Consider the following 18984-nt stretch of genomic DNA (forward strand, 5'->3'; position numbering starts at 1 on the left):
GGTTCGCCGTTCATCGGAGCGTCGGCGCATATATCGGGCGAATGTCGCTCAAGGGCAATTTGTGATCAGTAGTCGAAAGCATCGAACAGCGATGAAACGTCGAATGAGGAGTTATATCCTGGCGCTTGCACGCCTTCCAATCCGAAAGTAAAGAAGTGCTTCCTCGCGGCTCGCCAGCCACGAACCAAGCTCGGAAAGCTCGCCTCAACATCTTCGGCAGTGTCATTTTCCTCGCGCCACGCGGATTGATCAAACCAAGTGCCAAGTATCAACTCTTCGTTGGATGGTGTTGGGCAGTTTCTGCGATACTTAGTTCTAAGAATACGCCTGCGCTCTACGCACGCGCGACGCACAATATTGACAACCCAACCATCTAAATCCTTCAACACTTGCGGGTCTTCGATAAGGCAATAAAAGCCCATCAGGCCGCGCATCGTTTTTAGACTTCCTTGGTGGTACAAGAAATCTTGAATATCCTGCTCTCTCAAACCACCGTAAAAGCCTCTGCGCATCTCATAAATTAGGCCCAACAAGTCCCAGTCATATTTGCTTCGCCGGTTGGCGCGCCTGATGTTGAAACCATGCGATAGGGAGTTGATGAGATAGATGTTGATAAGGCGAGAAACCTTTTGCTGAAGTTTACGTTTGGTCTTGACGGGCATGGTTAAGCCAGAATCTCTGAAACCGTAACCCAAGTAGGTGAAATCGTTTATCGTTCGAATTTCGTGTGGGTAGTCAGAGATAATCGCGATTCCGGGAGACTTTCGTCGATTGATGACAAGTCCGCTATCGGAGCAATGCCGATCAAAACAACGCTCTAATCGTTGCGCTTCCTCATAGCTACCACAGATGGCAACTACGTCATCTGCAAATCTGACAAATTTCCCAGACGCTGCCGATAACTTTCGGTCCAAGTCATGATTGGCAAGGTTTGCTAGAAACAGAGATGCAGAGGAACCTTGCGGTGTGCCTTTTACCTTTCTTTTGAAGGTTGATGTTCGATGAGCTTCCGAGTTTCCAAAGCGATGGTGAAGAAATGCTTCAAAAACATGACGCTCATGAGGCGTGAGGCTCACTGTAGCGCGATCAGAAATTTTTCTTTTTAGATAGCTGGCGGGAATGTTGTCGAAGTATTTCTCAAAATCAATTTGAACCGCAAACAGCTTGCCATCCTTGTCAAAGTCACGAAGTGCAAGAATTGCATCAAAAACATTCTTGTCTGGATGATATGCGTAAGAATTTGGTGATAGCCTTTTTTTGTTTCGGCTAAGTGTCCGGCGAAGTAAAATATTCGCTACTGCTGCGTCCGGTATCCCAAATGCAGTAACTTCGCGTTTAGAACCGTCTGGCTTCGGAAGTTCGAATAGCACTGCGGGTTCGGGATCGTAGCTCTTAGCCAGGATTTTATACCAAATTGCAGTGGCGATGGCATTCGCATTACGCTTGCAATGTTTAGGGTCGAAGTGGCGATGAAAAGATGTTCGCGCTCTTGTGGCGGGAACACCGGCTAAACCTCCAGTCCTCCGCTCAAATTTTTCTCTGTACTTTTGTTCTTTTTCCGCCTGCTTCCGAAATTTGTCGAAGGCTTTTTTGCTAAGGCGCTTGATTTCAAACTTTATCTCGTTTCGCATCAATTATTCCATGGAATGTCGGTGAGGCGCATAGAGTAAGGGGAAACGACGACTGTCGTCGTCGATACCGTCCAGTAGTTCTCTCAAACCACTGTCGCCAAATCAGTTTCCCGAAATGGACGTCATCGCCCCCATAAAGGACGGGTAAGTCGCGCCTCACCTAGGCTCCACGCCCTTCAAGCATTTGGATCAAAAGTTGTGAAAAGAGTCAATCACAGATTGCAGGGTCAAAAATCAGGCGGCTCATCAAGTCCGCTAGGGGCGATGTTCGGCGAGGAGGTCGCCCTTACGTCCACGTCCTTGGCAGTCCTTACCGTTCTCAGAGAGCCGCCTGCCTTGATAGTATTTCTGCCTGACCGTTCTTCCGGCTTGTCACCGGCCTATGAAAACTTTTCCGAAAGCCTCGCACAAGGCTTTTGCGCGAGGCTTTCGGATCGCCATCACGCATTTGGCAGATTGCCTCTTATACCAGTAATCCTCGCGGTTAAAGCGAGGTAGATTACCAAGCGCTCCCCAAAACCTAGCTTGTATGCAAAGGCTGGCGTAAAAAGGACGAAATCGGCATCTTTATCGCCTGCATTATCGTCACTTTTAACACAATCTCGCACTTAGCACGAATGTAGGCTCCCCGTCCGAAACTGACTCTCAACTCGGCATCCATAGTTGTCTGCTCTGGGCCGTCATCAACACCCATGGATATAGCAAAACCCGCCCAATCGTCTCCGATGGGCGGGTTTCTTTGTCTGGGCGCCGGGAGCCGCGCTTGGCCGGTAGTGAAACCGGCCTGGGCGAACTCCCGGCTAAGTGCTTAGCTGCAGCCGCTTGTGCTGCCGCATGTGTCGCATTTCAGGCAGGTGCCGTTGCGCACCATGGTGAAGTTGCCGCATTCGGCGCAGCTTTCGCCTTCATAGCCTTTCATACGGGCCTGGGCGATCTGCTGTGCTGCAGTGCTGACCTGGGGGGCAGGGGCCGTTGTGACCTCAACTGCCGCTGCAACACTTTCACCGCCGCGGGCAAATGCAGTTGCCACAGCCGATGCCTGCGCAGCGACGGTTCCCGCGAGCTCCACTTTCACCGTTTCGGTGATTTCACCTGCCGGTTCTGAGCCGGAGACAAGGCGGAAGCGTTCCGTCTGACCACGGACAAGACCGTGGGACACGACGCCCGGGTCGCCCTTATCCATGTTCTTGACCGCGCCTGCGTCAACCGGACCGCTGAAGGCTTCCGGCGGGACATGGGCAAGGTCGTGACGGCCGAGATAGGAAACCGCCAGTTCGCGGAACACGTAGTCCAGGATAGACGTTGCGTTCTTGATCGCATCGTTGCCCTGAACCATGCCGGCCGGCTCGAACTTGGTGAAGGTAAAGGCGTCAACATACTCCTCAAGCGGCACGCCGTATTGCAGACCGAGCGAAACGGAGATTGCGAAGTTGTTGATGAAGGCCCGAAGAGCGGAGCCTTCCTTGTTCATGTCCAGGAAGATCTCACCAAGACGGCCGTCGTCATATTCACCGGTCCGCAGGAACACGGTGTGTCCGCCGATCTTGGCCTTCTGGGTGTAGCCCTTGCGACGGGCAGGCAGCTTTTCCTGCTCACGGACAACGCGCTCAACGATCCGCTCGACAATCCGCTCTGCAACCATTTCGGCCTTGGCGGCCTGTGGCTTGGCGGCGAGTTCCTCGATGGCATCTTCCTGCTCGTCTTCATCGTCTGACAGAAGCTGCGAGTTGAGGGGCTGAGACAGCTTGGAACCGTCGCGATAAAGCGCGTTGGCTTTGAGAGCCAGCTTCCAGGACAGCATGTAAGCTTCCATGCAGTCTTCGACCGTTGCATCGTTCGGCATGTTGATCGTCTTGGAGATCGCGCCGGAGATGAAGGGTTGAGCTGCCGCCATCATGCGGATGTGGCTTTCCACCGACAGGAAGCGCTTGCCGATGCGGCCACACGGGTTGGCACAGTCAAACACCGGATAGTGCTCTTCCTTCAGGAAGGGAGCGCCTTCGAGCGTCATGGCACCGCAAACATGCGTGTTGGCGGCTTCAATGTCGGCCTTGGAAAAGCCGAGGAACGTCAGCAGATCGAATTCCGGATCTTCAAGCTGTTCGTCTGAGACGCCAAGCGTCTTCAATTGGTCGTCGCCGAGCGTCCAGCGATTGAAAACGAACTTGATGTCGAAGGCCGACTTCATGCCGTCTTTCAGTTTTGTGAGGCTTTCGTCGCTGAAACCTTTGGTTTTCAGGGATGAGGGATTGATGCCCGGTGCCTGATCGATCGTGCCATGTCCAACAGCATAGGCTTCGATCTCGCCGATTTCGCTTTCGGAGTAGCCGAGTGCACGCAATGCTTCGGGAACGGCGCGGTTGATAATCTTGAAGTAGCCTCCACCGGCGAGCTTCTTGAATTTCACAAGCGCGAAGTCCGGTTCGATGCCGGTGGTGTCGCAGTCCATCACGAGACCGATGGTCCCGGTCGGTGCAATCACCGTCGACTGGGCGTTGCGGTAGCCGTTTTGCTCGCCAAGTTCCAGCGCGCGGTCCCAGGCCTTCTTGGCACGGTCGATCAGGATCGGCTCCGGACAGGAGGCATGGTCGAGCGGGACCGGGTTGGTCTGAAGACCCTCATAGCCTTCGGCTTCGCCATAGGCCGCACGGCGATGGTTGCGCATCACCTTGAGCATGTGCTTGGCGTTTTTCTTATATCCCGGGAAAGAGCCGAGCTCACCGGCCATTTCGGCTGAAGTCGCGTAGGAAACCCCGGTCATGACAGCAGTAAGCGCACCGCAAATCGCGCGGCCCTCGACACTGTCATAGGGGATGCCGGACGTCATCAGCAGGCCGCCAATGTTGGCATACCCAAGTCCAAGCGTACGGAATTTATAGGAGAGTTCCGCGATTTCCTTTGACGGAAACTGAGCCATCAACACGGATACTTCGAGGACGATGGTCCACAGCCGTACGGCGTGTTCGTAGTTGTCGATGGCGAATGAACCATCTTCCTGCCGGAACTGCATCAGGTTCAGGGATGCCAGGTTACAGGCTGTGTCATCCAGGAACATATATTCCGAGCACGGGTTGGAGGCGCGGATCTCGCCATCAGCCAGGCAGGTGTGCCAGTCATTGATGGTTGTGTGATACTGCAGGCCCGGATCAGCGGACGCCCAGGCGGCGTAACCGATCTGTTCCCAAAGTTCCTTGGCTTTGACGGTCTTCAGAACGCCGCCGGATTTGCGAGCGGTCAGATCCCATTCGCCTTCTTCGATCACAGCGTTCAGGAAGCCGTCGGTCACGCGGACGGAATTGTTCGAGTTCTGGCCGGCAACGGTCAGATAGGCTTCTGAGTCCCAGTCGGTGTTGTAGGTCGGAAACTCGACCTTGGTGAAGCCCTGGCGTGCGAACTGGATGACGCGCTGGATATAGTTTTCCGGCACCATCATTTTCTTTGCAGCGCGGATCTCGCGCTTCAGGGCCGGGTTCTTGGCCGGATCGAAGCAGTCACCGTTGTCTGCTTCACAATTGACGCAGGCGCGCATGATGGCGGAAAGGTGCTTCTGGCAGATTTTGGATCCGGTGACGAGGGCAGCCACCTTCTGTTCTTCACGAACCTTCCAGTTGACGTATTCCTCAATGTCGGGGTGGTCGACATCCACAACAACCATTTTGGCTGCGCGGCGTGTCGTGCCGCCGGACTTGATTGCGCCTGCTGCACGGTCGCCGATTTTCAGGAAGCTCATCAGGCCGGAGGACTTGCCGCCGCCAGACAGCTTTTCGCCAGCTGCGCGGACATGCGAGAAGTTGGAGCCTGTGCCGGAGCCGTATTTGAAGAGGCGTGCTTCACGGACCCACAGATCCATGATGCCGCCATCATTCACAAGGTCGTCACCAACCGACTGAATGAAGCACGCATGGGGCTGCGGATGCTCATAGGCGGTTTTGGATTTGGTCAGGCGGCCAGTCTGGAAATCGACATAGAAGTGGCCCTGGCTCGGTCCGTCGATGCCATAAGCCCAATGCAGGCCGGTGTTGAACCACTGAGGAGAGTTCGGTGCGACCTTCTGGGTGGCCAGCATGTAGCGCAGCTCATCGTAGAAAGCCTGCGCGTCTGATTCCTTGTCGAAATAGCCGCCTTTCCAGCCCCAATAGGTCCAGGTTCCAGCAAGACGGTCGAAGACCTGGCGTCCGTCAATTTCAGAACCGTAGCGGTCGTCTTCGTCGATTTTTTCAAGGGCGGTTTCGTCGGCCTCATGACGCCACAGCCAGGACGGGACAGTGTTCTCCTCAACAGGCTTCAGTTTGGCAGGTACACCAGCCTTGCGGAAATATTTCTGCGCCAGGATGTCCGAGGCAACCTGGGAGAACTGGGCCGGTACCTGGATGTTCTCCAGACGGAATACCACCGATCCGTCCGGATTGCGGATCTCACTGTTAGCTGTCCGAAATTCTATGCCGGCGTAAGGCGATTGGCCTTCCTTGGTGTAGCGCCGCTCGATCCGCATTCTCAGTTACCCCTTTAATCCCTTGCCGGTTCCTGAAACCAGCCTTGTCCCGCATTTCATCCGGTTTTGGCGTTTCGCCTGCCTCTTACACCGGATGTTGTCCTGCCTACACTAGGTCTGTGTCTGTATGTAGCGTATAGAGATTAACGATCCACTACATATAGTGTTCATCAACAGCTTTGTCACGATATGCGCCAAGGATCAGGCACACAAAATCCCGTTCCCCGGTTTTGGAAAAAAACCTGAGATGCAAACGCGGCTACTGGTGGTTTTGGATGACCGGGTTGCCTGGAAAAGCTCCCGACTACGCACATCGCAATGATAGGAAATCTAAGGTAAATGAAATCTTAAGGTCAAGGCGTGAGTGACAACAGCTAGTGCTCAAAAAACATACAAACGCAAAATCTTGTGTGTCCATGTGGATATTGGGGAGGGGAGTGGGGAGCGCGCAAACCCAAGGGAAAAAGCGCTTGCTTTCCCGGCGAAGAAGTGCCGGTAGCGCTCTGCCTACGAAGCTGTGGATGAGTGTGCGCGCGATTTTATGAAAATTTGAAGTAAATGGCGCGCGTCGCCTTCAACCGGGTTTAAGCCGCGTCTGCTTTAGTGTGGGTAGGACAGGGATAGGGACCCGCACAATATGAAGCATCATGCCGCTTTCGGGCTCGCAATGGAGGATATCGACGCTGTTGTCGTGGAAGACAGCAAGCCGATGCAAACGATTCTCCGATCGATTCTCCTCAGTTTCAAAGTGTCACGCGTACGCGTGTTTGATTCGGTCGATGAGGCGCTCGAGGCAAGTCTCGCAGAGCCGCCCAATGTGATTCTCACCGACTGGCGGATGGCACCGACATCCGGGTATCAGTTTTTGCGGCTCGTCCGTCATCGCCACATGGAACCGCTCTGCTATGTGCCGATTCTCTTTATCACGGCTCACGGAACGCGTCCGCTGGTGGACAAGGCATTGAGAGCTGGCGCGCATCATGTGCTGGTGAAGCCGGTTTCACCGTCGACACTCTTCAAGCGGCTGCACTGGCTGTTGAATGACGACCGTCCGATGATTCTCGAGCACTCGGGTTTTTACAATATCTATGGCATCCAGAAGACGATGGATGAGCAGGCAGAGAAAATGCAGTCATTGGCGGGGGCCAGACTGCATCACCGGACCGCTGTAAAGAAGCGGGCTGAAGTGGAAGACGCCGTTGAAGAGGCCTTTGAGAAGAAAGAAGAGCCCAAACCGATCTTTGCCGGTGTCAAGAAACGTGCCGTCAGCAAGGACAAGGATATCAAAAAGAAGTTCTCGGCAGCTGCAAAACACATCCGCACGGCAGGCTTTACCGGTCTCAAGGGGTTCAAACCCCACTGACGATGTGCGCAAGGTCCACAATTGATTGATCCGGCATCTGCGGCATGATGGCCGCAACGGTGCGAATGCCGATATTTTGTATCTGCGACCTATGGACAGATGCGGGCGTTGCCGCCATAGTCCGCCGAAATCCGTCAGTTGTGCGAGTATAGCTGTGCGGAATGCGTGCGAATTGACTTTGAGGGACCCCAGAGGGCCATGAAAACTCTCCTGCTTGAACTTTTCACTTGGTGGAACGGCCAGACAATGGGCACCCGTTTCTTCACCTGGCGCAAGGGCGAGTTTGTCGGCGAAGACGAATTCGGCAACAAGTATTACAAGGAACGCGCGGGCAAGAAGCGCTGGGTGATCTATAACGGTCTGGCAGAAGCTTCAACGATACCGCCGGGCTGGCACGGCTGGATGCACCATCGGGTCGATACCCCGCCGTCCGATGAAACCTATCACCCGAAGCATTGGCAGCAGACGCATCGCGCCAACGGAACGGGAACACCAGAAGCCTATCGACCGCACGGTTCGATCCTGACGCCTGAAAAGCGGCCTGAGGTGACCGGTGACTATGAAGCTTGGACACCTGGCAACTAAGGCCTTCTGAACCAATTGAAAGGCCCCGCTGAAGAGCGGGGCCTTTTTCGTTTTGTTGGCCTGAAGGGCAAGCCAGCCGTTTAGCCGGGTTTCTGACTTGCCTTTGCAGATGCCTGCTGCGCACCAAACAATGTGCTTGCGGAAGAGATCAACCTGTTCAGGACCAGAATGACCAGAGACGTGCTGTAGCCCAGTACGAACGGCATGATCAGCAGCATGGATTGGTTGGTGAAGGCGAGCTCCGATTTCGTGGGGACTGTTGTCTTGTTCAATGCCGCCGAACTCAGGCTTTTCACGAAACTCAGGAATTCATGAAACCCGAATGGCAGGGTGAAAAACAGGGCAAATAGTGCTCCCAGAACGATCCTTTGAACGATCAGACGCGAATCTGAAATATCGAACGTGATGTCGCTTGTGACCGAAATGGCATTGAAACCGATAAAGGCAGCAGAACCGATTGCTCCCAGGGACATCAGCCAGACAAGGAAGAAGAGGACCATCGCTGCACCGTTCATTCCAGCGCCGAACAAGGGAACCTCAGACAAGACCACGGACATGATCATCGAGCCGATCGAAGCAACAACCAGCCAGACAGCGAGCTTGGGCAGAAAATTCGGCATCTGAGATGCCAGGAACCTTTTGCGATTGGCGTCTGACAGTTGACTGAAGAGAGCCTGGGTTTTCTGCTCAATCGCCTGCCACTCAGCGTCCGTCGGAGCGCGGCCTTGGTCGCCTTGCTTGCCGGCTTGCAGGTGATTGAGAATGCCGAGAGAAAAGTCCTCCGGCAGTGATGTCGCTTCGCGAATCAAAAACGAATGCAAGCCGCGCAGGGTTTCCAGATCCTTGTTGAACTTCGGATCCAGGATTGTGTTGCTCGGGTCCGTGGCCCCGCTGTTCCAGACGGAGGCGGCAAAATCCGCCATGGTCTGCTTGGCTTTTTGAAGCTCCGTACTCAAGTGGGCGGCCGTCCCGGACTTGGGCGCTGATGACGATGATAGTTTGTCCGGCTTCAAGGAAGGTGGCGTCGTAGGCGCTGGAGGAGGCGACCCATGTGAAAAAGCCTCGTCGCCCAACTCCTTGCGTTTGTGGACTGCCTGCTCACGCACCAGTCGAGCGTCTGTCTTGTCTTTGACATCCCCAGCCATGCAGCATCCTGACTTTTCTTTGTTACGTAACGGAATGCTAGCAAAGATAGGTGGTTACGGCAATTGCAACCTATATGCGCGTCAAGGTTGCCGCGCATCTGTCTAAAGGCAAACAGGGCACCATTCACGCTTGGCGTTGGCCGTTAGAGTGTATTTTTAGGCGTCCAGCACACTCAAGACGTCTTGTCCGGAAGCTTGAGGAGACAAGGCGTAATAGTCGGTCTCAAGCTTGAGAGCGTCGGCAAGGCGTTGATTGTAGTCGGCCTGCGAAACTTCCTGCGTACCAAATTTGTTCAGATGATCGGTCACAAATTGTGTGTCGAGCAGGGAGTAGCCGCCAACAATCAGACGGGCGACCAAATGCGCAAGACAGACCTTCGAAGCATCAGACTTGAAGGTAAACATGCTTTCGCCGAAAAAAGCGCCGTTCAGGCTCACACCATAGAGCCCGCCAACAAGTTGACCGTCCTGCCAGGCCTCGACCGTGTGGCAATACCCCATGTCGAAAAGCTCGCCGTAAAGCCTTCGAATTTCGCGATTGATCCAGGTCTTGTCGCGGTTTGGCTGAGGTGTTGCACAGCCGTCGATAATGCCCTGGAAATCCGTACTGACACGAATTTCGAAAACGTCGTTTCGAATGGTTCTGCGCAAGCGTTTGGGAAGATGGAAATTGTCCAGCGGCAAGACACCGCGCCGTTCCGGCTCAAGCCAGAACAGGCCGGGATCGTCGGCTGATTCAGCCATGGGAAACAGACCGCAGGCATAGGCCTTCAGCAGTACCTGTGGCGTAATTTCCATAACGATGTCGTCTTTGTAACCTGCCATAAGGCCTCACTGTCCCTGTGGCGGCGATGTTGGCTCGCCGCCTGGTCGGTCAGCTGGACTTATTCTCCAGGTGCTTCTCGAGCCAGTGAATGTCGTACTGACCGTTGGCTATGTCCTGATTGTCCACCAAATCGCGGAAAAGCGGAATAGTCGACTTGATTTCGTCAACGACAAATTCATCCAGGCACCGACGCAGACGCATCATGCATTCGACACGATTGCGACCGTGCACGATCAGCTTGCCAATCAAACTGTCGTAATAAGGCGGGATCTTGTAGCCCTGATAGACACCAGAATCGACGCGAACGCCCAAGCCGCCGGGCGGATGATAATAGGTAATTGTCCCTGGAGACGGCGTGAAGTTGACCGGGTCTTCGGCGTTGATACGGCACTCGATTGCGTGCCCCTCAAAGCTGATATCTTCCTGGGTCATGTCAAGCGAGCCACCAGCGGCAATCCGGATCTGTTCGTTCACCAGATCGATGCCGGTGATCATTTCGGTCACCGGATGCTCCACCTGAAGGCGCGTATTCATTTCAATGAAATAGAATTCGCCGTTTTCATAGAGGAATTCGACTGTGCCAACGCCGCGATACTTGAGCTTGCGCATGGCATTGGCAACAATTTCGCCAATCTGGCTGCGCTGTTCGGCATTGAGGCTCGGTGAAGGCGCTTCTTCAAGAACCTTTTGATGCCGGCGCTGGAGCGAACAGTCGCGTTCTCCAAGATGGACCGCATTTCCTTTCCCGTCACCCAATACCTGGATCTCAATATGCCTCGGTTTTCCGAGATACTTTTCCATATAGAGGGCGTCGTCGCCAAAAGCGGCGGCTGCCTCGCTCCGCGCGGTTGAAAGGGCAGTGTCCAAATCGGCCTCGGATTTGGCGACTTTCATGCCGCGACCACCGCCGCCCGAAGCGGCCTTGACCAGCACCGGGTAGCCGATTTCACGGGCAATCGCATGGGCGTCATCGGAAGATGTAACTGCCCCGTCAGATCCAGGAACAACAGGAATACCCAAATCCCTGGCCGTTTGCTTGGCCTGGATCTTATCTCCCATGATGCGGATGTGTTCGGCGGTCGGACCGATAAACTCGATATTGTGTGCTTCGAGAATTTCCGCAAACCGTGCGTTTTCCGAAAGAAAACCATATCCAGGATGAACTGCATCGGCCCCGGTAATTTCACAGGCGGCCAGAAGCTGCGGAATGTTGAGATAGCTCTCACGTGCCGCCGGAGGTCCGATGCAAACACTTTCATCGGCGAGGCGCACATGCATTGCATCAGCGTCTGCGGTGGAGTGAACGGCGACGGTTGGAATGCCAAGCTCTTTGCATGCACGCAGAATGCGCAGGGCGATTTCGCCTCGGTTGGCAATTAGGATTTTCGAGAACATAGCCAAAGAGGCTCCTTATTCGACGATAATGAGCGGTTCGCCGAATTCCACCGGCTGAGCATCTTCCACAAGGATTTCCTTGACGACACCGGTTTTGGTGGAGGGAATGTGGTTCATGGTCTTCATGGCTTCGATGATCAGGATCGTTTGACCCTCTGTCACCTTGTCGCCGACCTGAATAAATGCGGCAGCTCCCGGTTCTGGAGACAGATAAGCTGTTCCGACCATAGGAGATGTTACCGTTGAACCGGCACTGGCTGTCGTATCAGCAGCTGGCGCGGAAGCTGTAGCCGGCGCTGCGGCTGGTGCTGCTGCGGCGACAGGTGCAACAGCAGGAGCGGCAGCCATGTTGATCGGGGCGTTGATTGACATTTGACGGGCGACGCGAATGCGGGTGTCGCCCTGTTCCAGCTCGATCTCGGAAAGATTGGTCTCGTCGAGTAAAACTGCGAGATCCCGGATCAGGGCAGTGTCGAATTTCTTGTTATCGTTACGCATCATGTGGTTTGGCTCTCGTACTCGGTCCGCAATTGGCACAAACATATACCGGCCGCTGTCAGCTCCACCTTGGCTGGTGGCTGGCTCGATCTTGCCGGTTTTCGGGGATTTGAATTCCGTCAACTCCGGTTCGTTTTGTGCAATTAGCCCCGCATTATCAAAGCATTTGAGGTCGTATCCCGCTTCCGTTCAGAAAGCGGATTACGACCCTTATAGGCATTCAATAGTAACAGGAAAACCCCGACGGATCATCGAAATCGAGGAAAAGTCGTGTCGGATGAAGGTTTTTTAGCAGGTCGTCTGACCACAGTTCTTCATCGCGTCCAGTTTGTTGCGCAATTGATCATATCCAACAGCGCCCATTACGACCTCGTTGCCGACCACATAAGAGGGTGTTCCGGTAAGGCCCAGGCGATTGGCGATTGTATAGACTTCTTCAATTGTCAGCCCGGCTTCGTCGGTTTCCATGGCTGCGAGCAGCTTGTCTTCCTCGATGCCGGTTTCCAGAGCAGCCTTGAGTGCGCTTGCCCTATTTGCCTGACCACGGCTGAGAAGCAGGGATTCGTGGAATTCAGCATATTTGTCCGGGGCAACGGAATTGACCGCGACTGCAACCTGCGCTGCTTCAACGGACCCCTGACCGAGAACGGGGAATTCCTTCAACACGACCTTCAAGTCCGGGTCGCCCTCGATCAATTTCATCATGTCGCCATAAGCGCGCTTGCAGTAGCCACAATTGTAATCGAAGAATTCGACCAGCGTCACCGAACCTTCTGGATTGCCCATGACAACCTGACGAGTGGAATTGAACAGAATGTCGGCGCTGTCATTGAGAGCCTGCAAGCGTGCAGTCTCTGCAGCTTCCCGTTCACGTCGATCCAATTCGGTCAGCGCTTCCGCGATGATCTCCGGGTTCTGCAAGATATATTCGCGGACGATCTTTTCAATCTCGCCACGGTCAATGTCCTGAGCTGTCGCCGACCCTGCGACAAGTGCAAGACACAGCGCGCTTGCGGAAAAGATCCTCAGCAGCACAGGCGGGCACAGGCGCCGGGAGAATTGGAATACTTGGGTCATTCAGGGCTCCTTTGACGGTAGATCCGGATCTTGGCCGGTCTCTCCGCCTTGCGTGTCACAGGTCAGCGGTTTCGCGGTAGTTTGGGTGTCTTGTACGCTACAATATCGTCCGCTTGAAGCCATGCCGGCGATCCGCGCTTCAAACTTTTTTGAGCACGCGCCGCATAGCGCTTGGCTGCCTCGAAGTCTCCGCGAACCATCAACCCCTTTGCGGTGGCCAAATCTGCCTCAGCGCGTTCGCCCTGACGGCCATGCGCAATGGCAAGCTGGCTGTAGGCAATGCCTGAGTTTTCGTCCATTTGAATGGCTCGTTTCAAAACCTTCTCGGCCTCAGGCAGATAGGACTGCTCATTTGCACCGACAAGCGCGTAGCCAAGCCAAACGAGAAACTGTGGTTCGTTGGGTTTGAAGGAAAGCGCTTTTCGGAACGGTGCAATGGCGCGCTTGGGGTCGCCGCTCTCCAGAAGAGCCTGTCCCTTCAATTCGTAATAATAGGGATTGTTGGGTTGTGTGCGGATCAAGGCATCGATCTCTTTGACAGCACCTTTGCCGCGGCTTTTCATGGCCGCAATCGCTCTGGCGTATTGTGCAGCCGGGCTTTTGTCGCTTCTGGGGTAAGCCCTGAGCGTTGCCGATGGGTGACTGGTAAAGGCATAGAGTTTGGCACGCGCCTGGTCATGCCTGTACTGCAACACATAATCTTCCGGTTGGTTGAAGTACTTGGATTTTTGAGCCTCGTTCAAAAGGCCGTTGAAACGCTCTTGCGCCATAGGATGGCTCTGCGCATATGGGTCGGCAAATTTCCTTGAGAACATTTGCTGTTCCGACATGCGTTGAAAGGTTTTCAACATGCCGCGGGCGCTCTGTCCTGTTGCGTTGAGGTATCTGAGTGCTGCCCTGTCGGCCGCAGCTTCTTCACCGCGCTGATAGCTCAGCAACGTTCGTCTGCCGACTGAGCCAGCTCCAAGAGCAGCTGCAGCACCTCCTGAAGCAGCATCCCCTGATCCGGCTGCCGCGCCGGCAGCGGCTGCTCCAGCGCCCAGTATCATGCCGATCACGGAAACGATTTGGGCGTTCGCGGCTGCGGATCTCAGACGGACGAGATGCCGGCCGGCGATGTGACCTGTTTCATGCGCTATAACGCCGATAACTTCGCCTGGCGCTTCTGCTTCCATGATGACGCCGATATTGATGAACATGCGCCGGGAATCGGGAACGAAGGCGTTGAAACTCTTGTCGTTGACGAGAATGATCTGTGGTTCTGAATTGGAAATGCCAGCCACCTTGTAGATAGGCTTTGCATAGTCCTTCAAAAGCGCTTCCACTTCAGCATCACGAACCAGTGGAAGTTTTCCGCGTTGTGCCTGTGCGGGGACAATAGCCATCGGCAAAATGACTGCAGCCGAGCAGGCGATGGCAACGGCTTTTTTCATCAATCGACTACCGGACTTCAACGTCGACAAAGCTTGAACGGGCACGAAGGTCTTCTCGCTCTTTGATGTGTCTTGGGGCAGCACACCCATTCCACGCACATATTTGTGTGGCGAAGGTATGGAGGTGTCGCGTCAGGGTCAAGAAAAGCCGAATGACAAATAAGTAAGGATTGTGACTGTCTGCCGCGCCAATTCCGATGGATGCGTTGCATCACTTCATAAAATCCGCGATACCGGTTGCCTTCGAAGCAGGACCGGAAACGCTACCCCTATGAACACACCAGTTTTTTCGCCTTCCAAGCGAAGTGAGGTTGCCCCGTTTATCGCCATGGACGTTCTGTCCGAGGCAGCCAAACTGGAGGCCCAGGGGCGATCAATCGTTCATATGGAAGTTGGGCAACCTTCCGCACCAGCGCCTAAGGCTGCACTTTCAGCAGCTACAGAGGCGTTGAAGCATGGCCGTCTCGGTTATACAGAAGCGCTCGGCATCAAGCCGTTGAGGACTGCGCTCTCTGACCACTACAGACACACTTATGGGGTTAATGTATCGGCGGAGCGTATCATGGCGACCACCGGTTCTTCCGCTGGTTTCAATCTGGCATTCCTGGCAGCGTTCGATCCAGGGGACCGTATTGTGCTGACCGCACCGGGATACCCGGCTTACCGGAACATCTTGAAGGCGCTCGGATTGATCCCCGTCGAAGTGGAGGTCGGTTCAGATACCCGTTGGTGCCTGACGCCTGAGCATCTGGAAGCAGCCAGGCGCGAAGGTCCCATCAGAGGTGTTCTGGTCGCCAGCCCCGCCAATCCAACGGGCACCATGATGAGTGCTGAAGCGCTCGACACCCTCATCCATTACTGTGACGATGAGGGGATCTGGTTCATCTCCGATGAGATCTACCATGGCCTCGACTATGCCGGTGAGCAGAAAACCGCTCTGCAAACGTCGGAAAAAGTTATAATTATCAATAGCTTTTCAAAATACTATTGTATGACAGGTTGGCGGATCGGCTGGATGGTCTTGCCGGAGCAACTCGTTCGACCGACCGAACGCATTGCACAAAGCCTTTATATCTCTCCACCAGAACTCTCCCAGATCGCGGCAACATCCGCACTTGGTGCGGTTCAGGAGCTTGAAGCAGTCAAGGCAGGTTATGCAGCCAATCGGACCCTGTTGCTGGAGGGACTGCCTGCGATCGGTTTCGATAAACTGTTGCCAGTCGACGGCGCATTTTACATCTACGCCGACATAAGCCGTTTCAGTTCAAACAGTCTCAAATTTGCCAAGCGTATCCTCCATGAAGCAGGGGTCGCAGCGACACCCGGTGTCGATTTCGACCCCGTCCACGGGCACGAATTTCTGCGGTTCTCTTTTGCAGGTGCCCATGAGGACATGAAATCTGCTCTAGAAAGGCTTTCAGGTTTTCTCGGTTAGTCCCAAGTGCGCACAAAGAAAAGGCGGCCAAATTGGCCGCCTAATAACTGTTTCTATGATTTAGGATCAGAAGAACGATCTTCCACGCTGCCACCAGCCGACGCGCTTTGGTTTGTCTTCCTTTTCCTCCTGCGACGTTTCGCTTGTGACCACCGGCTCAGCGGGAGCTGAGGGTTTCACTTCTGCGTCCTCTTCAGGTGCATCAGCAGCAACAGGCTGCTCGGAGGTTGGTGTTTCCACCACGATTGTCTCTTCCGAGACGAGTGTTTCGGCCGCTTCGGCTGCAACAGCACCATCGGCTTCCGGTGTGTCTTCTGTTACTTCGGCAACGCTTTCTTCAGTTGCCTCGACCACCGTATCGGTTTCAGCCACTTCTGCGGGCGTTGCATCGCTGTCATCGCTGCTTGCGACCTCAGCGACGTCCTCAGAGGCTTCTTCCGTCTCTGAGCCTTCCTGAGCGTCAAACCCGTCCTGCGCTTCGCCGTTCGCGATGTTTTGAGCTTCCGTGCTCTCATCTTCTTCGCCATCGGCGCGCACATCGTCGCCGTTGCGGCGACCTCTGCGTCCCCCGCGACGACCGCGACGGCGTTTGCGACGTGGCTCATCATCACCGTCACCGTCTTCGGATCGTGCCTCCTGAGACGCATCATCGTCTTCAGTTTGCTCTTCACCTTCTCCCGAGGTCTGACGAACTTCGTTTTCGTCAGACTGCTGATCGGAACCGCCTCTGCGGCGCTTGCGCCGGCGTCTGCGACGACGGCCGTCGCCGTCTTCGTCCTGGGCCTGTTCTTCAACGACCGGCTGTTCCGTCGTCTCGTCGATGATCTCGACGGTATCGGGCTGAACGATAGGTGCCGGCGCTGGAATTCGATCCCTGTCAACCGGTGCCCCACGCTCAAGCACGTAGAGTTGCCCATTGACCATGTCGTCAGCGTGCACCTCTATTTCGACCCCGAACCGGGTCTCCAAATCAAAGAGGTTGGAGCGTTTCTGGTTCAAAATATAGAGCGCGACCTGCGTGGTCGTGCGAATGATCAGGTTGTGTGACGCACCCTTGAGAAGGTTGTCCTCGATGGACCTTAGAACGTGAAGGGCAACCGATTCCACGGACCGGATCATGCCGGTACCCTGACAATGTGGGCAGGGCGTTGTCGAACTTTCCAAAACACCCGTCCGGATCCGTTGACGGGACATTTCCAGCAGACCGAAATGCGAGATGCGCCCAACCTGGATGCGCGCCCGATCGTTCTTCAAACAATCTTTCAGCTTGCGTTCAACGGCACGGTTGTTCTTCGACTCCTCCATATCGATGAAGTCGATAACCACCAGACCGGCGAGATCCCTGAGCCTGAGCTGGCGAGTTACCTCTTCAGCGGCTTCCAGGTTGGTCTGGAGAGCCGTGTCTTCGATATTATGTTCGCGCGTGGATTTGCCTGAGTTCACATCGATGGATACCAGAGCTTCGGTCTGGTTGATGACGATGTACCCCCCCGATTTCAGCGTGACCTGTGGTGAGAACATCGCGTCAAGTTGCGGTTCCACGCCGTAACGGATGAAAAGCGGTGAGGGGTCGCGATATGGCTGAACATTCTTTGCATGGCTCGGCATGAGCATGCGCATGAAATCCTTGGCTTCCCGGTAACCCTCGTCACCCGAGACAAGGACTTCGTTTATGTCCTTGTTGTATAGATCGCGAATTGAGCGTTTTACGAGACTGCCTTCCTCGTAGACGAGACTCGGCGCACTAGACTTCAGCGTCAGCTCTCGAACATTTTCCCAAAGCCGCATGAGATATTCAAAGTCGCGCTTGATCTCAGCCTTGGTTCTGCTCGCGCCAGCCGTGCGCAAGATGACACCCATGCCTTCCGGCACATCGAGTTCAGACGCAATCTTTTTCAGGCGCTTGCGGTCGGTTGGCTGTGTGATCTTGCGAGAGATGCCGCCACCACGTGCCGTGTTGGGCATGAGAACCGAATAGCGGCCTGCCAAAGACAGGTAAGTGGTCAGGGCCGCGCCTTTGTTGCCGCGCTCCTCCTTGACGACCTGAACCAGTATGATCTGGCGGCGCTTGATGACTTCCTGGATCTTGTACTGTTTGCGTACCGGAACAGACCGCTCAGGGACCTCTTCCATGGCATCTTCAGCGCCAACGGATTCAACTGCGTCTTCTTCCGAATCGGCATCATCATCGTCGTCATTGCGGCGACGGCGACCACGGCGGCTTCTGGTGCGAGCGGGTCTTTTGTCTTCTTCTTCGTCCGTTTCCACTTCGTCGGAAACGTCTTCGTCGGTTTCCTCAGCGTCGTCCTCTGCAGTACCTGCCTCGGGAGCTTCACTTTCAGCTGCGTCGCCGTCAGTCACTTCCTGCGGTGCCTTGGCCGATATTTCCTCAGAAGCTGTTTCGCTTCCATCTGTTGCAGATGCTTCGTCCGAATTTTCTTCTTGTCCGGAGGCATCTGCCGTCAGTTCTTCGTCTCCCTCAGGAGACTGGTTCACACTCTCTTCAACCGGTTCGCCGTCTTCCGCTGCGCTCAGCGGGCCTTCAGCAGCACCTTCGGCTTCGGCTTCCACCTTTTCACTGGCGACCGTCTCGCTCGCCTCGTTCTTGGCTGCGCGGGATTTACGCCGGCGTTTTGGCTTTTCTTCGTTTTCTGCGTCATCGCGCTGGCGCTCGGCAGCCTCGGCTGCAAGCAACGCCTCACGGTCCGCAACGGGAATTTGGTAGTAGTCCGGGTGAATTTCACTGAAAGCGAGGAAACCATGACGGTTTCCGCCATATTCCACGAAGGCCGCCTGAAGCGAGGGTTCGACCCTTGTAACCTTTGCTAAGTAGATATTCCCGCGAAGCTGCTTTCTGTTTGCCGCTTCAAAGTCGAATTCTTCAACCCGATTGCCACGCACGACGACGACCCGGGTCTCTTCCGGGTGGCCCGCGTCGATCAGCATTTTGTTTGCCATTATGAAACTTCTCCACGGCAGCGCTCATGGGCGCGTGTGCAAAACGCGCATCGCCCGAAAGGAGGATGGCTGCCGTATTTGTTTTGATAAGATGAGAAAGGGCGTTTGCGCCCGGCGCGGTCGGGTCATCAACACAAGCGGCCGCA

Annotated in this window: 12 protein-coding genes; 3 read left to right on the forward strand and 9 right to left on the reverse strand. The window is 54.9% G+C overall.

Going from position 1 to position 18984, the window contains the following annotated elements; all coding sequences use genetic code 11:
* Positions 1 to 65: 65 nt before the first annotated feature.
* Both K1718_RS14175 and K1718_RS14180 read right to left on the reverse strand, forming a co-directional pair.
* The gene (locus K1718_RS14175) at positions 66 to 1631 is read right to left on the reverse strand and encodes a reverse transcriptase domain-containing protein (RefSeq protein ID WP_265682029.1); all 1566 of its coding nucleotides are present in this window, start codon (positions 1629 to 1631) and stop codon (positions 66 to 68) included.
* Positions 1632 to 2439: 808 nt separating this feature from the next.
* On the reverse strand, positions 2440 to 6123 hold the full coding sequence (locus tag K1718_RS14180; RefSeq protein WP_152501548.1) for a vitamin B12-dependent ribonucleotide reductase: 3684 nt from the start codon (positions 6121 to 6123) through the stop codon (positions 2440 to 2442).
* Between the two features lie 637 nt (positions 6124 to 6760).
* Between K1718_RS14180 and K1718_RS14185 the strand changes: the two genes are divergently transcribed.
* Entirely contained in the window at positions 6761 to 7486 is a 726-nt protein-coding gene (locus tag K1718_RS14185) for a response regulator (RefSeq protein ID WP_209006554.1), read from the forward strand.
* A gap of 198 nt (positions 7487 to 7684) precedes the next feature.
* Positions 7685 to 8071: an NADH:ubiquinone oxidoreductase subunit NDUFA12 gene (locus tag K1718_RS14190; protein ID WP_152501549.1), complete on the forward strand. Its 387-nt coding sequence runs from the start codon at positions 7685 to 7687 to the stop codon at positions 8069 to 8071.
* Positions 8072 to 8151: 80 nt separating this feature from the next.
* Here K1718_RS14190 and K1718_RS14195 read toward each other — a convergent pair whose 3' ends face one another.
* The 6 genes from K1718_RS14195 to K1718_RS14220 form a co-directional block, all read right to left on the reverse strand.
* Positions 8152 to 9216 carry a hypothetical protein gene (locus K1718_RS14195; RefSeq protein WP_265682025.1) on the reverse strand — a complete coding sequence of 355 codons (1065 nt, stop codon included), beginning with the start codon at positions 9214 to 9216 and terminating at the stop codon, positions 8152 to 8154.
* A 156-nt stretch (positions 9217 to 9372) separates the two neighbouring features.
* On the reverse strand, positions 9373 to 10041 hold the full coding sequence (aat, locus tag K1718_RS14200) for a leucyl/phenylalanyl-tRNA--protein transferase (protein WP_265682023.1): 669 nt from the start codon (positions 10039 to 10041) through the stop codon (positions 9373 to 9375).
* A gap of 49 nt (positions 10042 to 10090) precedes the next feature.
* Positions 10091 to 11437: an acetyl-CoA carboxylase biotin carboxylase subunit gene (gene accC, locus K1718_RS14205; protein WP_265682021.1), complete on the reverse strand. Its 1347-nt coding sequence runs from the start codon at positions 11435 to 11437 to the stop codon at positions 10091 to 10093.
* 15 nt (positions 11438 to 11452) lie between these two features.
* Positions 11453 to 11935: an acetyl-CoA carboxylase biotin carboxyl carrier protein gene (gene accB / locus K1718_RS14210; protein WP_152504283.1), complete on the reverse strand. Its 483-nt coding sequence runs from the start codon at positions 11933 to 11935 to the stop codon at positions 11453 to 11455.
* 288 nt (positions 11936 to 12223) lie between these two features.
* Positions 12224 to 13012, reverse strand: a complete 789-nt coding sequence (locus tag K1718_RS14215) for a DsbA family protein (protein ID WP_265682020.1) — start codon at positions 13010 to 13012, stop codon at positions 12224 to 12226.
* A 62-nt stretch (positions 13013 to 13074) separates the two neighbouring features.
* Positions 13075 to 14490 carry a M48 family metalloprotease gene (locus K1718_RS14220; RefSeq protein ID WP_265682018.1) on the reverse strand — a complete coding sequence of 472 codons (1416 nt, stop codon included), beginning with the start codon at positions 14488 to 14490 and terminating at the stop codon, positions 13075 to 13077.
* Between the two features lie 226 nt (positions 14491 to 14716).
* Here K1718_RS14220 and K1718_RS14225 point away from each other — a divergent pair, with 226 nt between their 5' ends.
* Complete coding sequence (locus K1718_RS14225; RefSeq protein WP_265682017.1) at positions 14717 to 15880, forward strand: pyridoxal phosphate-dependent aminotransferase; 1164 nt, start codon at positions 14717 to 14719, stop codon at positions 15878 to 15880.
* Between the two features lie 66 nt (positions 15881 to 15946).
* Here K1718_RS14225 and K1718_RS14230 read toward each other — a convergent pair whose 3' ends face one another.
* Positions 15947 to 18838 (reverse strand): ribonuclease E/G, encoded by a 2892-nt coding sequence (locus tag K1718_RS14230; protein ID WP_265682016.1) that lies wholly within the window; start codon positions 18836 to 18838, stop codon positions 15947 to 15949.
* Positions 18839 to 18984 lie beyond the last annotated feature (146 nt).

This window comes from Roseibium porphyridii, from assembly GCF_026191725.2.
GTDB lineage: Bacteria > Pseudomonadota > Alphaproteobacteria > Rhizobiales > Stappiaceae > Roseibium > Roseibium porphyridii.

What these genes read in the sequence shown, in the direction of transcription:
- K1718_RS14175 (WP_265682029.1), bottom strand. Translation starts at nt 1,631, where the DNA reads ATGCGAAACGAGATAAAGTTTGAAATCAAGCGCCTTAGCAAAAAAGCC.
- K1718_RS14180 (WP_152501548.1), bottom strand. Translation starts at nt 6,123, where the DNA reads ATGCGGATCGAGCGGCGCTACACCAAGGAAGGCCAATCGCCTTACGCC.
- K1718_RS14185 (WP_209006554.1), top strand. Translation starts at nt 6,761, where the DNA reads ATGAAGCATCATGCCGCTTTCGGGCTCGCAATGGAGGATATCGACGCT.
- K1718_RS14190 (WP_152501549.1), top strand. Translation starts at nt 7,685, where the DNA reads ATGAAAACTCTCCTGCTTGAACTTTTCACTTGGTGGAACGGCCAGACA.
- K1718_RS14195 (WP_265682025.1), bottom strand. Translation starts at nt 9,216, where the DNA reads ATGGCTGGGGATGTCAAAGACAAGACAGACGCTCGACTGGTGCGTGAG.
- aat (WP_265682023.1), bottom strand. Translation starts at nt 10,041, where the DNA reads ATGGCAGGTTACAAAGACGACATCGTTATGGAAATTACGCCACAGGTA.
- accC (WP_265682021.1), bottom strand. Translation starts at nt 11,437, where the DNA reads ATGTTCTCGAAAATCCTAATTGCCAACCGAGGCGAAATCGCCCTGCGC.
- accB (WP_152504283.1), bottom strand. Translation starts at nt 11,935, where the DNA reads ATGCGTAACGATAACAAGAAATTCGACACTGCCCTGATCCGGGATCTC.
- K1718_RS14215 (WP_265682020.1), bottom strand. Translation starts at nt 13,012, where the DNA reads ATGACCCAAGTATTCCAATTCTCCCGGCGCCTGTGCCCGCCTGTGCTG.
- K1718_RS14225 (WP_265682017.1), top strand. Translation starts at nt 14,717, where the DNA reads ATGAACACACCAGTTTTTTCGCCTTCCAAGCGAAGTGAGGTTGCCCCG.
- K1718_RS14230 (WP_265682016.1), bottom strand. Translation starts at nt 18,838, where the DNA reads ATGGCAAACAAAATGCTGATCGACGCGGGCCACCCGGAAGAGACCCGG.